General features: G+C 62.2%; 16 protein-coding genes. 9 read left to right on the forward strand and 7 right to left on the reverse strand.

The annotated features are described in order from the left end of the window. Positions 1-73: 73 nt before the first annotated feature. The 3 genes from LDN75_RS14195 to LDN75_RS14205 form a co-directional block, all read right to left on the reverse strand. Positions 74-493, reverse strand: coding sequence for a YciI family protein (locus LDN75_RS14195; protein WP_223932931.1), 420 nt, complete (start codon positions 491-493; stop codon positions 74-76). A 214-nt stretch (positions 494-707) separates the two neighbouring features. Continuing rightward, positions 708-1,259: a hypothetical protein gene (locus LDN75_RS14200; RefSeq protein WP_223932932.1), complete on the reverse strand. Its 552-nt coding sequence runs from the start codon at positions 1,257-1,259 to the stop codon at positions 708-710. 138 nt (positions 1,260-1,397) lie between these two features. Continuing rightward, complete coding sequence (locus LDN75_RS14205) at positions 1,398-2,345, reverse strand: 5'-3' exonuclease (protein WP_223932933.1); 948 nt, start codon at positions 2,343-2,345, stop codon at positions 1,398-1,400. Positions 2,346-2,526: 181 nt separating this feature from the next. On the opposite strand from LDN75_RS14205, the gene LDN75_RS14210 reads away from it, so the two are divergent. The 3 genes from LDN75_RS14210 to LDN75_RS14220 all read left to right on the forward strand — a co-directional run bounded on the left by LDN75_RS14210 (position 2,527) and on the right by LDN75_RS14220 (position 6,197). Then, complete coding sequence (locus LDN75_RS14210; RefSeq protein ID WP_223932934.1) at positions 2,527-4,461, forward strand: FAD-binding monooxygenase; 1,935 nt, start codon at positions 2,527-2,529, stop codon at positions 4,459-4,461. A gap of 165 nt (positions 4,462-4,626) precedes the next feature. After that, positions 4,627-5,883: an MFS transporter gene (locus tag LDN75_RS14215; protein WP_223937585.1), complete on the forward strand. Its 1,257-nt coding sequence runs from the start codon at positions 4,627-4,629 to the stop codon at positions 5,881-5,883. A 95-nt stretch (positions 5,884-5,978) separates the two neighbouring features. Further along, entirely contained in the window at positions 5,979-6,197 is a 219-nt protein-coding gene (locus tag LDN75_RS14220; protein ID WP_346347141.1) for a hypothetical protein, read from the forward strand. An 18-nt stretch (positions 6,198-6,215) separates the two neighbouring features. Here LDN75_RS14220 and LDN75_RS14225 read toward each other — a convergent pair whose 3' ends face one another. Beyond that, positions 6,216-6,569 (reverse strand): TraR/DksA C4-type zinc finger protein, encoded by a 354-nt coding sequence (locus LDN75_RS14225; RefSeq protein ID WP_223932936.1) that lies wholly within the window; start codon positions 6,567-6,569, stop codon positions 6,216-6,218. Positions 6,570-6,645: 76 nt separating this feature from the next. Here LDN75_RS14225 and LDN75_RS14230 point away from each other — a divergent pair, with 76 nt between their 5' ends. Continuing rightward, positions 6,646-7,065, forward strand: a complete 420-nt coding sequence (locus LDN75_RS14230; RefSeq protein WP_223932937.1) for a DUF1801 domain-containing protein — start codon at positions 6,646-6,648, stop codon at positions 7,063-7,065. A gap of 19 nt (positions 7,066-7,084) precedes the next feature. Here LDN75_RS14230 and LDN75_RS14235 read toward each other — a convergent pair whose 3' ends face one another. The 3 genes from LDN75_RS14235 to LDN75_RS14245 all read right to left on the reverse strand — a co-directional run bounded on the left by LDN75_RS14235 (position 7,085) and on the right by LDN75_RS14245 (position 9,134). Further along, positions 7,085-7,675, reverse strand: coding sequence for a dihydrofolate reductase family protein (locus LDN75_RS14235; RefSeq protein WP_223937586.1), 591 nt, complete (start codon positions 7,673-7,675; stop codon positions 7,085-7,087). Between the two features lie 107 nt (positions 7,676-7,782). Continuing rightward, positions 7,783-8,664 carry an NAD(P)H-binding protein gene (locus LDN75_RS14240; RefSeq protein WP_223932938.1) on the reverse strand — a complete coding sequence of 294 codons (882 nt, stop codon included), beginning with the start codon at positions 8,662-8,664 and terminating at the stop codon, positions 7,783-7,785. Beyond that, the gene (locus LDN75_RS14245) at positions 8,661-9,134 is read right to left on the reverse strand and encodes a nuclear transport factor 2 family protein (protein WP_223932939.1); all 474 of its coding nucleotides are present in this window, start codon (positions 9,132-9,134) and stop codon (positions 8,661-8,663) included. The genes LDN75_RS14240 and LDN75_RS14245 overlap by 4 nt, the downstream gene beginning before the upstream one ends. 99 nt (positions 9,135-9,233) lie before the next feature. Between LDN75_RS14245 and LDN75_RS14250 the strand changes: the two genes are divergently transcribed. From LDN75_RS14250 to LDN75_RS14270, 5 genes are all read left to right on the forward strand, one after another. After that, a complete protein-coding gene (locus LDN75_RS14250; RefSeq protein ID WP_223932940.1) occupies positions 9,234-9,896 on the forward strand; it encodes a TetR/AcrR family transcriptional regulator in 663 nt (220 codons plus the stop codon). 62 nt (positions 9,897-9,958) lie between these two features. Further along, the gene (gene arfB, locus LDN75_RS14255) at positions 9,959-10,378 is read left to right on the forward strand and encodes an alternative ribosome rescue aminoacyl-tRNA hydrolase ArfB (protein WP_223932941.1); all 420 of its coding nucleotides are present in this window, start codon (positions 9,959-9,961) and stop codon (positions 10,376-10,378) included. An 89-nt stretch (positions 10,379-10,467) separates the two neighbouring features. Next, positions 10,468-10,869: a RidA family protein gene (locus LDN75_RS14260; protein ID WP_223932942.1), complete on the forward strand. Its 402-nt coding sequence runs from the start codon at positions 10,468-10,470 to the stop codon at positions 10,867-10,869. A 150-nt stretch (positions 10,870-11,019) separates the two neighbouring features. Next, the gene (locus LDN75_RS14265) at positions 11,020-12,066 is read left to right on the forward strand and encodes a homoserine dehydrogenase (protein ID WP_223932943.1); all 1,047 of its coding nucleotides are present in this window, start codon (positions 11,020-11,022) and stop codon (positions 12,064-12,066) included. Beyond that, positions 12,059-13,474, forward strand: a complete 1,416-nt coding sequence (locus LDN75_RS14270) for an aldehyde dehydrogenase family protein (protein WP_223932944.1) — start codon at positions 12,059-12,061, stop codon at positions 13,472-13,474. Before LDN75_RS14265 ends, LDN75_RS14270 begins: the two co-directional genes overlap by 8 nt. The last annotated feature ends 14 nt before the right edge of the window (positions 13,475-13,488 follow it).

Genomic DNA, 13,488 nt, shown 5'->3' on the forward strand with positions numbered 1-13,488 from the left:
GCTGCTCACGTCAGTCGCTGCCCAGTCCAGTAGTTGCCACGTCGGTCGCTTTTCACAGCAGTGGCTTTCCGGACTACAGCTGTCCGGTCTGCTCGCGCCAAGCCCGCTCCTTTTGGATCCATTCGTTGTCTTGCGGGAACTCGTCAATGCTGGTCACCCGGCGGATCTCCGTCTTGGTGCCGGCTGTCATCGGCGCCCGCTTGGCCCACTCGATTGCTTCCTGCTTGGATGCAACATCCAGGATGTAGTAACCGGCGAACAGTTCCTTGGTTTCACCATAGGGGCCATCAGTTACCACCGGCGTGTCACCGGTGAAGTCAACCACGACGCCTTCCTTTGCATCGTCCAGTCCTTCGGCTGCCAGCAGTACTCCGGCGCGGATTAGTTCGTCGTTGAACTTGCCCATGGCTTCGAGGATTTCGTTGAAGTCGATGTTCTCGAACTTGGCGAACGACTCGTCAGTTGCCCGCATGATCAGCATGTACTTGGCCATTTCACTCAATCTCCTGTGTTGTGGAAGGTCGCCCTTCGACCTTCTCATTCACAGGTCGAACAGTGCGAGGCAAAATCGACAACCACCCAAAAGAATTTTTCGGGTCCTTCCAGAAGCTGCGTTCGGCAACGACAAGGATCCCCTGGAGCTGTCCAGGGGATCCTTATTGCTACCGAGTGCCGGCGTCGTGGTTCGTTCTGTGCAGCTGCGACGCCTAGTGGCCGGCGCCTCCGATAACTCCGGCTTCGACAGCTTTGGTCACGGCATCAGCTTCGGCCTGTGTCAGCTTGCCGTCGGCAACGGCCTTGTCCAGCCTGGTTTTGAGAGCAGCCGCGCGCTCCTCCTGGGCCGCAGTGCGGATTTCTTCCAGGGCGGCAGTAACTTTGGATTCATCAATGCCCAGTGCTGCAGCCAGGGACTTGGCCAAGGCGGCCTCATGCGCCGCCCGGTCCGGCTTGGTTCCTTCCGTGCCTTCCGTCGGCGGAGTGGTGGGCTTATTCGCCTCCCGGAAGGCTTTCAATGCGTCGGTGACCTTGGCTTCGTCCACGCCCAACTTGCTGGCGAGGTCCGCTGCGAGCTGACCACGATCGGGGCCGTGGCCTCCAGGCCTTCCGTGGCCCTGCGGGGGCGTAGTGGCATCGGCTGACGACGTTGCGCTCGGCGTCGGCGTCGTGGTAGCTGAAGCAACGCTGGTGACACCCAGCCCAGCGCCCAGCGCTAACGCTCCGGCTGTAATGCCCAGCGTGATTCTCTTGGTTTTTGACATGGTGCTCTCCTCAATCCGCCGCCGCTGTAACGGCTGCTGAGCCGTGCGAACGGCTGGTAACTTCCAGACGATCTGTAACACCGTCCTGTTACTACAATGAGTCGATCACCCAAGCCCACGCTGTTGTGAAGCTGTCAATCAGCTGTGAAGGTCCGGTTGGGTGTCCAAGGCCGCAAGCAATCGCTTGACTGAACCGCCCAGGTTCCATTCCGTAGCCAAGCGTTCAAGCTCAGCGCGCGCCTCACCCGTAACGGGGCGCAATTGAGCTCCCGCCTCCTCAAGGGTGGGTACCTTCAGATCGCGAACCACATTAACGACGGCGGGCGCCACCTTGAGGTACTCGGCCGCTGCGGCCAGTTTGGCGCGTACGGAAGTGGACAGTCCGCCGTCGGGATCCTCTGCTGCCTCCAGGAGGCCCTCAAGCGAGCCGTGTTCAGCGAGCAAGGAAGCGGCGGTCTTCTCGCCGATGCCGGCAACGCCTGGCAGGCCGTCGGACGAATCGCCGCGCAGGGTGGCGTAGTCGGCGTATTGTTGCGGCAGCACGCGGTACTTTCCCACCACTACGACGTCGGTGACCACTTCCAGGTTTTTCATCCCCCGCGCGGTGTAAATGACCCGGATGTCCCGGTCGTCGTCGACGAGTTGGAAAAGGTCCCGGTCACCCGTGACCACGTCAGTAGGCAACTGCGCCTGGCTTGCATAGGTACCCACAACGTCGTCAGCCTCATGCTCATCGACGCCCACCACGGCAATACCCGCCAGGTCCAGCACGTGGCGGATCAGCGGGATCTGCGCTTCGAGCGGATCGGGGACGATTTCGACGTCGGGGCCGACCGGAGTGATTTCGGCAACTCTATGGGCCTTGTAGCTCGGGATCAGCTCAACGCGCCACTTGGGGCGCCAGTCGTTGTCCCAGCAAGCAACCACGTGGGTCGCTTCATACTCGGTGGTGAGGCGGGCGATCATGTCCATCAGGCCGCGGATGGCGTTGACGGGCGTGCCGTCGGAGCGGCGGATGGAGTCCGGCACCCCGTAGAAGGCGCGGAAATACAGTGAGGCAGTGTCCAGGAGCATGAGTCGAGGCATACCTGATCCTGACACGTCATTCCCGAAATCCACGTGAACCCGGCCTCAACCTCGTCGACGGCCACACAAAGACTTGAACACCACTGTGAGCCGCATTACGATTATGTGAGCAATAATAGAACAGAGTGTTCAACTATAGAACAAGCTCAGTATTCAGCCCACAAAGAAGTGAGGAAAGCCCGTGCAGTTTCACCACCACGGTTACGTATCCGGTGACCCGCGAGTCGAGCCAGCCGCCGGCGTCGGAATAAACCGCCCGGCCGAGCTTCCCGACGAAGTCGACGTTCTCATCGTTGGCACCGGCCCCGCAGGGATGCTGGCCGCCGCGCAACTGGCCCAGTTCCCGGATATCACCACGCGTATCGTCGAGCGCCGTCCCGGCCGCTTGGCTATCGGCCAGGCCGACGGCATCCAAGCCCGCAGCGTCGAGACCTTCCAGGCCTTCGGTTTCGCCGAACGCATCACGGCGGAGGCGTACCGCATCACCGAGATGGCGTTCTGGAAGCCGGACCCCGCCGACCACTCGCGCATCGTCCGCGCGGCCCGCACAGTGGATGACCCCACTGGCATCAGCGAATTCCCGCACCTGATCGTGAACCAGGCACGTGTGCTGGACTATTTCGCGGAGTTCATGGCCAACTCCCCCACGCGCATGAAGCCTGACTATGGCTACGAGTTCCGCGGCCTCCAAGTCACCGGCGTTGGCGACTACCCCGTCGCTGTCACCCTGGTGCACACCGCTGGTCCCAACGAAGGACAGGAACGTGTGGTCCGGGCCAAGTACGTCGTCGGGGCAGATGGGGCACGCAGCAAGGTCCGCGAGTCCATCGGATGCCACCTCGCAGGTGACCAGGCAAACCATGCCTGGGGTGTCATGGACGTCCTGGCCGTCACGGACTTCCCGGATATCCGCACCAAGTGCGCCATCCAGTCCGGTGCCGGCGGAAGCATCCTGCTTATCCCCCGCGAGGGCGGCCACCTGTTCCGCATGTACGTGGACCTTGGCGAGGTTGGGCCCGAGGATCACGGGGCAGTGCGGAAAACGACCATCGAGCAGATCATCCAGAAGGCCAACGCCATCCTGCACCCGTACACGCTGGATGTCCGCAACGTCGCGTGGCACAGCGTTTACGAGGTGGGCCACCGCCTCACGGACAGGTTCGACGACGTCCTGCCGGAGGAGCGCGGAACGCGCACTCCACGGGTGTTTATCACCGGCGACGCTTGCCACACGCACAGTGCGAAGGCCGGCCAGGGAATGAACGTCTCGATGCAGGACGGTTTCAACATCGGCTGGAAGCTCGGGCACGTCCTGGAAGGCCGCAGTCCGGAGAGCCTGCTGGACACTTACTCGGCCGAACGCCAGGTGGTGGCAAAGAACCTCATCGACTTTGACAAGCAGTGGTCCACGCTCATGGCCAAGAAGCCCGAGGAGTTCGACGACCCCACGGAGCTTGAGAACTTCTACACCAGCACCGCGGAGTTCCCTGCAGGCTTCATGACCCAGTACGCACCCTCCATCCTGGTGGCCGAGCCCAACCACCAGGATTTGGCCACTGGCTTCCCAATCGGCAAACGGTTCAAATCCGCCCCTGTCCTGCGGGTCTGCGATACAAACCCGATGCACCTAGGCCACCATGCGAAGGCGGACGGCCGTTGGCGCATCTACGTGTTCGCCGATGCCGCACATGCCGGCGCCCCGGGCCCTGTCGCGGACTTCGCCGAGTGGATCTTGAACTCCCCGGACTCTCCGTTGGCCGCAACGCCGTCGGACGCTGATCGCGACGCTTGGTTCGACGTAAAGGTGATCTATCAGCAGGACCACACGAACGTGGACATCAATGCCGTTCCGGCCGCCTTCAAACCGACCGTTGGACCATTCAAGCTCACCTACCTCGAGAAGGTCTTCGGCACGGACCCGAACGCTGACATCTTCGAGATGCGCGGCCTGAGCCGCGACGGTGTGGTGGTGGTGGTACGTCCGGACCAGTACGTGGCAAACGTGCTCCCACTGACCGCGACGGCGGAGCTCGGCGCGTTCTTTGCGACCCTGCATTCCGGCCAGCGGGACAAGGCCACCACAAGCGGAGCAGACCTGGTCAGCCACCAGGCGTAAGGACTGGACGCAGCTGCCGGGGGCCGGGCCAGGCTCCCGGCAGCGCAACCGCCACGCCGCCCACGCCGCAGCGCTCGCAATCTGTTCCCCCGGGATCTGGCGGAGGCCGGGCAACCGGACGAGAATGAGCGTGTGGTCACCCCTCGCAGCACTGGCGGCGACACCATGAACGACGCCGCCAGGAAGATTCAACGCGTCTATCTCACGCTGACGCTGGGCAACACAGTGGCCGCTTCCTTCATCTGGGGAATCAACACGCTTTTCCTGCTGGATGCAGGCTTGAGCAACCTTGAAGCCTTCGCGGCCAACGCTTTCTTCACAGTGGGGATGGTCCTTTTTGAGGTGCCTACTGGCGTCATCGCGGACGGCTGGGGTCGCCGTGCTTCCTTCCTACTTGGCACCATCACGCTGGCGGCCTCTACATACTTGTACTTTGTGCTGTGGCAGATCTCCGCACCGTTTTGGATGTGGGCAGTTGTCTCAGTGCTCCTTGGCCTCGGCTTCACGTTCTTCTCCGGAGCTGTGGAGGCCTGGCTTGTGGACGCCTTGCGCTTCTCAGGGTATGAAGGTGGCCTTGAGACTGTTCTGGGTCGCGGCCAGATGGTGCAGGGTGTGGCTATGCTGCTGGGCTCGGTGGCAGGTGGGGTGATCGCCCAAGCCACCAACCTTGGTGTGCCGTTCCTCTTGCGGGTTTTCGTTCTGGTTGCCATGTTCGCCGTGGCGTTTGGGTTAATGCACGACGTCGGATTCTCACCTGAGCGCTCCACCCACCCTCTCCGTGCCACTCGTGCAGTGCTCTCGGCCTCGATCGAAAATGGCCTGAAAAACCCGCCGGTCCGGTACGTGATGCTGGCCGCTCCCTTTAGTGCCGGCGTCGGGATCTATGTTTTCTACGCCCTGCAGCCTTACCTCCTGGACCTGTTTGGCGACCCCCATGCCTATTCCATTGCGGGCCTCGCCGCCGCAATCGTGGCCGGCTCGCAAATCCTGGGCGGCTGGCTGGCACCACATGCCCGGCGCTTGTTCCATAAACGAACGTCGGTACTGGTACTCGGAGGCCTGGTGGGATTCGTGATCTTGCTGGTCCTCGGCTTCACGCGCGTCTTCTGGGTGGCGCTGGTGCTGCTGGCGCTGTGGGCTGTGGTCGGCTCTGCGGCAACTCCCGTCCGGCAGGCGTACATCAATGACATGATCCCCTCGAAGCAGCGCGCCACGGTCCTGAGCTTCGATTCGCTCATGGGATCCAGCGGTGGAGTGGTGGTTCAGCCACTTCTAGGCCGTGGCGCTGACCTATACGGCTATCCGGCCTCGCTGGCCATGGCAGGTATCATCGAGCTCATTTCAGTACCATTCCTGCTGGCCAGCCGTAAGCAGGGCTCATCCGCAGACCGGGCCACCACCGAGGCCGCCGAGTCGCCTTGAACGGGCAGCGACGTGAAAGAGTGGTTGAAACCAGATACTGAAAGCGTGGACAAGCAATGATCTCCCTACGGCAGGATTCCCAAGGCTTCATCCGGATGAGCAGGCATTTTCCCGCCAGCGCCTCCGTGTCCGTCACGTTTACCGACGGCACGCAGGAGGTTTTCACGGGCCGGCGGCTCAACGAAATCTTCGACGACGCCCTGGCTGCATTCCGGGCTGGAAACAACCTCGACGCCAAGGGCTTCGAAAGGGGGCCGAAAAAGAAAGTCCAGCAGGGCATCGAGTTCGTACCCATCAGCCCCGACAAGGCATGAGTCGCGCCTGTCCGGGTTTTACTGTGGGCCGGACGCGTGATTGACGCAATAGGGCGTCCACGGCCTTGCTTCGAGTCGCCCTTCCGGAATGGCGATGCCACAAACCGCACATATGCCGAAAGTTCCATCAGAAATCCGCTGCAATGCGGCCTCAATCTGCTCGAGGCTTACACGGCTCTGGTCAAGCAGCGCGGAGGCCTGTGAGAGCTCGAAGGCGATGGTTGTGCCTTCAGGATCGTGTTCGTCGTCGACATTCGAGTCCTGGCGGGCAAGGCTGACTGAGGTGATGTCGCTACGCAGCGCCTTCAGCAGGGCAAGCTTCCGGCCTCGCTCCTCCTCCAGCAATATCCGGAACCGTTCGACGTCGATCATGTGAGTAAGCCTACTAATGGCCCTGCCCAGTCCTCCGGTCTGGACAGGTCAAGCGGCGTGGTGCCCTAATAACGTCATGGGAACCTACGAGCGCCATCCTGGTGTAGATAGTTACATAGAGGCCCTCCCGGACTGGCAAAGAGCAGTCTGTGAGGAGCTGCGGGATCTGATCCACGAGGCAGAACCGGAGATTGTGGAGACTATCAAGAGGCGCGTTCAGCCCTACTTTGTCCTGGATGGAAACGTCTGTGCCTTGCTCGCGGCGAGGAACCACGTCAATCTCTTTCTCTACGACGGCGCTATCGTTCCTGACCCCGCCGGGATCATCACAGCCGGACACGATAACAAGACCGGCCGAATGATCAGCTTTTACATCAATGACGCAGTACCAACGGAACCACTCATCGAGATGCTGCGAAAGATTGCCGACAACAATCGTGCAGGTGGGTGGCGCAAGATCAAAGCAGGTTTTCAGGAGTCTTCTGACTCACTGTGAGAGCTGACCTCTCGGTACACTACTTCCGGGCAGGTGGACCGCTGATCAGCGTCGGTATGTACTCCAGCAGCTGTAGTTGACCATCGAAAGTCCTGCTGTTCACCAGTTCAAGGGAGACATCAGGATAGCCGTCATAAATCCGCTCCCTGCCTGTGCGGCCTGTGATCACCGGAAAAACGACGATCCGGTATCGGTCAACGAGACCGGCACTCAACAACGAGCGGCAAAGGCTAAGGCTTCCCAGTGTGGTCAGGGTACCGGTCCGGGTCCGCTTCAGCTCCTTGACAGCTTCCACAGCATCCCCGCTTACCAGCTCGGAATTCGGCCAAGCCAGAGGTTCTTGCAGAGTGGACGAGAAAACGACCTTTGGCAGTGCCGCGAGCCCGGTCAAGGCCGCTCCCTCTTCCTCGGAGAACCCGGAGTCTTCGCCCGCGGCCTGCTCCGACATGCTTGACATCACCCGGTAGGTGTTGGCCCCCATAAGTGTCGTGAAATCCTTCTTCCCTTCTTCCTCGAGCCAGGCAAGGTATTCCGGGGATTCAAGTCCCCACCAACCGGGCCACCCCTCCGCTGAGGCATACCCATCCAGGGATATGATCAAGTCCACCATCAACTTCGCTGATGTCGCTTCTTTACTTGACTCGCCCACGGCTGCTCCTCACGGGATTTCGGGTTGTGCCTAGCATTGTCCTCCCGAAGGCCGGTTTGCACCACGACTCACGTGCTCCTGATCTGGTCCAAACTCGCACGCAGTCCGATCACGGGAATTTCAGGGAAGGCGGCTCGTTCCACAGCTGGATCGAAGGCCGCCGCGCCTGATTCCATCCAAAGAGCCGCCCTCGCCATCCGGGCCATAAACGGCGAAATCGGACGTGCAACGGCGGCCATCACCTGCAAGGCGGCCACTGGTATCCGCTGGATGGAGCCCTTTCCAGCGTCCGCGAGGATAGCTTCCGCGAGCGTGTTGAAGGGGTGCGTTTCGGACCCCCACTCAATGGTCCTGCCACGCAATGAAGGGCTGGAAAGAGCCAACAAAGCAGCGGCAGCAGCGTCCGCCGTCGACGTAAATGTCACAGGTGCCCGTCCTGAGCCGAAGACAAGCACCCTGGCCTTCGTATGGAGGGGCTGGCTCATTGAATCGAGGAACTGCTCAAGGTTCGCTCCCATTCGGATCGCCGTCCATGCCATGCCCGAGGCCTTCAACGCCTCCTCCGCTGCGTATTTCATGCGCAGGAAATCCAGAGGGGCATCGGGAGCTGCCCCATGCATCGACATCATGACCATCTGCTCCACGCCCGCCCGGGATGCGGCATCGATGAGCCGAAGTGCGCCGTCGCGGTCCACACTTCGTGGGTTGCCGTCCCTTTTCAGCCCAAAGCCCGACGCCGCGAACACCACTTGGCTGCATCCGGCAACGGCCCGCCGGCAGTCCGCGCCTGAGGCGAGGGTCCCGCGGACAAGCTCGACGCCGTCGATCGGCTTCCGGGGGAACGGCTGGGATTCGCCCCTGGCCAGGACCCGCACGGAAGCGCTGCGGCGAACCAGCTCCGCGGTAAGCCGCGAGCCCAAGCGGCCCGTGCCGCCCACTACGAGGATCATGACCCCTGCGATGTCGGAAGTACCATCCCAGCCTGAAGACCCGCGCCCGCAGTGGCCTGGACGGCGTCGTCGATGTCACCTGAAGAACGTTCCACAGGTTCGAGATAGAAATGTACGGAGGCGATCCGCTCCTGGCGCACAGTAAAAATCGCAACACCGGCAAGTTCCACCGCCGTACCATCACGTCTTGTGCCCCGGGCGCCCCACTCAACCCAAACGGTTCCGTGCCTGCCTTCAGTGGCGTCGGCGATTGCCGGTGTGAGGTCAGGAATACCAGCAAAAAGGCTGGTCCAGTTGGCGCGGACCTGCGCGCTGCCGGTGAAATTCCGTTCGGGATGAATCGGCGTGATGTTGAGATAGTCGTCGGCGAATTCGGCGACTAAGGCCTCAAGGTCGTGGCGTCCGGAAGCGGCGAACATCCGGCGAACGGGTCCTTCCGGAAGACGCTCAAGGCCCTCCACGGTTGCCATGGTGGCTCCTTGGTGCCCTGCAATTCTCCCTTCAGGGGCGGGCAGGGCTGGTATCTTGAATTCAATACAGTTCTCTGTATTGATTGGAGTCTAGAAGTCATGGCAACCGGAATCAAGAGTCCCGATGGAACATCCCGGAGTCAACGCACCTACGATGCCAGCCGTCGCCGCCAAGCAGCCGAGGCATCCCGGCGCACCATCCTGGCGCGCGCCCGGGAACTATTTCTCCTGCAGGGGTTCGGCGCAACCACCATCTCCGAAATTGCCGCTGCGTCCGGAGTATCGGCGGAGTCCATCTACAAGAACTTCGGCGGCAAAGCCGGCCTCGTCCGGGCTCTCCACGAGCAGAGCCTCCTTGGCAAGGGCGGCACGCCAGCCGAACAGCGCTCAGACCTCGCACAAGTAAGGGCAGACGACCCGCGGGAACTGATGGAGCAGTTCGGTCTGTTCACAGCGGAAATCAGCCCCCTTGCGGCACCGATCAGCCTGCTCATCCGTGACGCCGCCGCAACAGGCGATGCCGACATGGCCAGCCTCCTGAAGGATGTCGACGTCGCCCGCCATCGGCGGATGCTGCACAACGCGCGTCAACTGACGGCCCGCGGCCTGCTCCGCCCCGGCATGTCCCCAGACGAGGCCGCCGACATCATGTTTGCGTGCACCACCCCCGAACTGTTCGAGAGCCTCGTCGTGAAACGAGGGTGGAAGGCAGAGCAGTACGGGCGGTTCATCGCCGCAACGCTGACTGCAAACCTGCTCTGACACGTCGTGCCGTCGCACCGCTCCGCTGGGAAGACCCGCCCCTGACGTGCAACGCTAGTTCCATGGACCTGGAAATCTCGCCCTCCCTCATGATTCCGGCTTCGGAACTCGGCTGGCGGTTCTCCCGTTCATCAGGACCGGGCGGTCAACACGTCAACACGACTGACAGCAGGGCTGAGCTCTCATGGAACGTAGCCACTTCGGAGGCGTTGACAGAAAGCCAACGGGAGATCTTGCTGCGCCGACTGGAAAAACGACTCGTCGATGGAGTCATCACTGTTACATCCTCCGAGCAGCGCTCGCAGTTACGAAACCGCGAGAGCGCCCTGGCTAAGCTCGCTGACATTGTGGTGGCGGGCCTTGCCACAAGGACTGCGCGCAGGGCAACGAAACCCACGCGGGGGTCCGCCCAGCGGCATCGCGCAGCAAAAGTACAGAGAGCGGCAACCAAACAGCAACGACGGCGGCCCTCGCCTGAGTGACGAGCGCCTGAATGACGAGACCGGACCAACCGGGGCTTTAGGGAGCGCACCCCCTTTTGGCAACTGGCTGGGGATGGCAGCATACAGTCATGTCATCCATCAAGCGCATCCGCCCCGAGGGACTTGTCTCCAGCCCGGCCTTCAGCCACGTAGCCATCGTCCCTCCAAACGCCACCACCATCTATGTCGGCGGCCAGAACTCGGTCGACAGCGGCGGTTCGCTCGTCGGCGAGGGTGACGTGGGAGTGCAATCTGCCCGCGCCCTGGCCAACGCAAAGACCGCGCTGGCGGCTGCTGGCGCAACCCTCAACGACGTTGTGCAGTGGACGGTTCTCTTCGTGGACGGTGCCGACCTCGCCGCAGGTTATGGGGCCATTGCGTCCGACCTCGCCGCAGACGAGCCGCCCCTCGTGACAGCAGCGTTTGTCTCCCGTTTGGGCGTTCCCGGGGCGCTGGTGGAGATCAGTGCGGTAGCCGCCGTCGAGCGGTAAACGGGCGGCGGCCGCACCACGGGCGTTTGAGCATGGTTGGCAGCGTTTTTGGGCGTTTCGTCATCCTTGGCGGGCGATTCGCTTCTAGGGAACTGACACTCCGGGAACCGAGGCTTAAAGGACAGCACCACCGCCTACCAAGGAGATCCCGTGACTACCTACAACCTGGCCCTCATCGGTTTCGGAGGCGTCAACCGCGCCTTGGCCGAACTCATCCGGGACGAACCCCAGCGATTTGCCTCACTCGGATTCGAACTCCGCGTCGTGGCCATCACCGATCTTGCCTTCGGTTCCCTCGTCCAGGGAGACGGCATCGATCTGGCCGCTATCCTTGCGATGCCGCGGGGATCCTCCTTCGAGGGTCTCCCCGGCGGAAGCCCGGATCCCCGCAACGAAGACGTCATCAAGAACAGCCCCGCCGATATCGTCGTCGAAGCCACCTTCACCAGCCCCATTGACGGCGAGCCCGCCGTTTCGCACGTCAAATGGGCCATCGAATCCGGCAAGCATGTGGTGACAACCAACAAGGGTCCCGTGGCGTTGCACGGCCAGGAACTGAGCAAACTAGCTGCAAACAACGGCGTCCGCTTCGAGTACGAGGGCGCTGTCATGAGCGGCACACCCGTGATCCGCTTGGCGCACAAGATGCTCGGAGGTCTGGAGCTGAACGCCGTTCAAGGGATCCTGAACGGAACCAGCAACTACGTCCTCGGGCGGATGGAAGCCGGGCTACGCCTGGACGAAGCCATCTCCGAAGCCCAGGATCTCGGATATGCCGAAGCAGATCCGACGGCAGACATCGGCGGTTCGGACGTCCGGTTGAAGGTCGCCATCCTGGCCAACGAACTGCTCGGCGCCGACATCCGCCCCAGCGACGTGGAAACCACCGGCATCCAGGGCATCAAGAGCGAGGACGTGGCCCAAGCCCTGGCAAGCGGCCTTCATTGGAAGCTGATTGGCGAAGCCCGCCGCGAAGAAAACGGCCGCATCGTCGCTACCGTCCAGCCCGTAGCCCTCCCCGCCGATCACCCGCTGGCAGGCATTTCCGGTGCCACCAACGCCGTGTCCTTCACCACCGACCTGCTCGGCGCCGTGACCGTCTCCGGCCCGGGAGCCGGACGCGTGGAAACCGCCTACGCCCTCATCTCCGACATCATTGCTGTCAACGAATTCGTCAAAGGAGCCGTCCGTGCCTGAGACAGCCATTGCCGACGCCACAACGGCAGCAGCTACCAGCGACCTGGTGGTGTACGACAAGTTTGAGGGTACGGTTCTGGCCACCCTGCCCCAGTGCAGTGAGGCGGACGTACGTTTGGAAATTATCCGCACCGCTGCCGCCGCTCCTGCTGCAGCGGCCATGCCCCGCCATGAGCGGGGACGGATTCTGGATACCGCAGCCGAGATGCTTCAGCAACGGTCGCAGAAAGTGGCGGACTTGATCGTCGCCGAGGCCGGGAAGACCATCAAGCAGGCGCTCAAAGAGGTCTCCCGTGCGGTGAACACGCTCAAACTGTCTGCGGCGGAAACGCGCCGAAACGTTGGCGAAGTCGTCCCGTTCGACTCCTTCGCCGGCTCCGAAAACCGCCAGGGATGGTTCACCCGTGAGCCATTAGGGCTCATCGCCGCCATTACTCCTTACAACGACGCGTTGAACCTGGTAGCGCACAAGCTCGGGCCGGCGATAGCGGGAGGAAACACAGTCATCCTCAAGCCATCCCAGCTGACACCCTTGACGGCCATGCTTCTCGTGGATCTCCTCCGCGAGGCAGGCCTGCCCGCGGAGTTCGTCACTGTGGTCCTGGGCGACCGCACCATCGCGCAAACCGTTATCTCCTCCACCTTGGTCCGGATGGTCTCCTTCACGGGAGGATTCGCCACCGGCCGGGCCATCGCCGCGAACGCGGGCATAAAGCGCCTGTCCATGGAACTTGGCGGCAACGCGCCCGTCATCGTCTTCGACGACGCGGACCTTCCTGCCGCCGTCGAGGCCAGTGTCTCTGGTTCCTTCTGGGCTGCTGGGCAGAACTGCATCGGCGCGCAGCGGATCCTCGTCCAGCGGGCAATTTTTGATACCTTCCTGGACGCCTTTGTTACCCAAACAGCCGCCCTGAGGACGGGAGATCCGCGCAAGGAACAGACCGACGTCGGACCCATGATCAGCGCCGCATCCGCCGAAGAAGCCAAGCGCAAGATCGATGAGGCAGTGTCGGCCGGGGCGCAACTGCTCACCGGCGGCACCCTGGATGGCCCGCTCCTGACACCAGCTGTCCTGACCGGAGTCCCCCGCAGCTGCGAGGCGTGGAGCGAAGAATTGTTTGCACCCGTGGTCCTGGTGGAGCCGTTCGATTCGACTGAGGAAGCCATCGAACTGGCCAACGACAGCGAGTACGCCTTGCAGGCCGGCGTGTTCACCAAGGACCTAAACCGCGCCTTGCAGACCGCCAAGGCCATCGACGCCGGCGGAGTGATGATCAACGATTCGTCCGACTACCGTCTCGATGCCATGCCGTTCGGTGGCTCGAAGTACGGCAGCATGGGCCGGGAAGGTGTCCGCTTCGCCTACGAGGAAATGACGCAGCCCAAAGTCATAGCGATCACCTCATGATCACAGGCGTCATG

This window comes from Arthrobacter sp. StoSoilB5, assembly GCF_019977235.1.
In the GTDB taxonomy this organism is placed as follows: Bacteria; Actinomycetota; Actinomycetes; order Actinomycetales; family Micrococcaceae; genus Arthrobacter.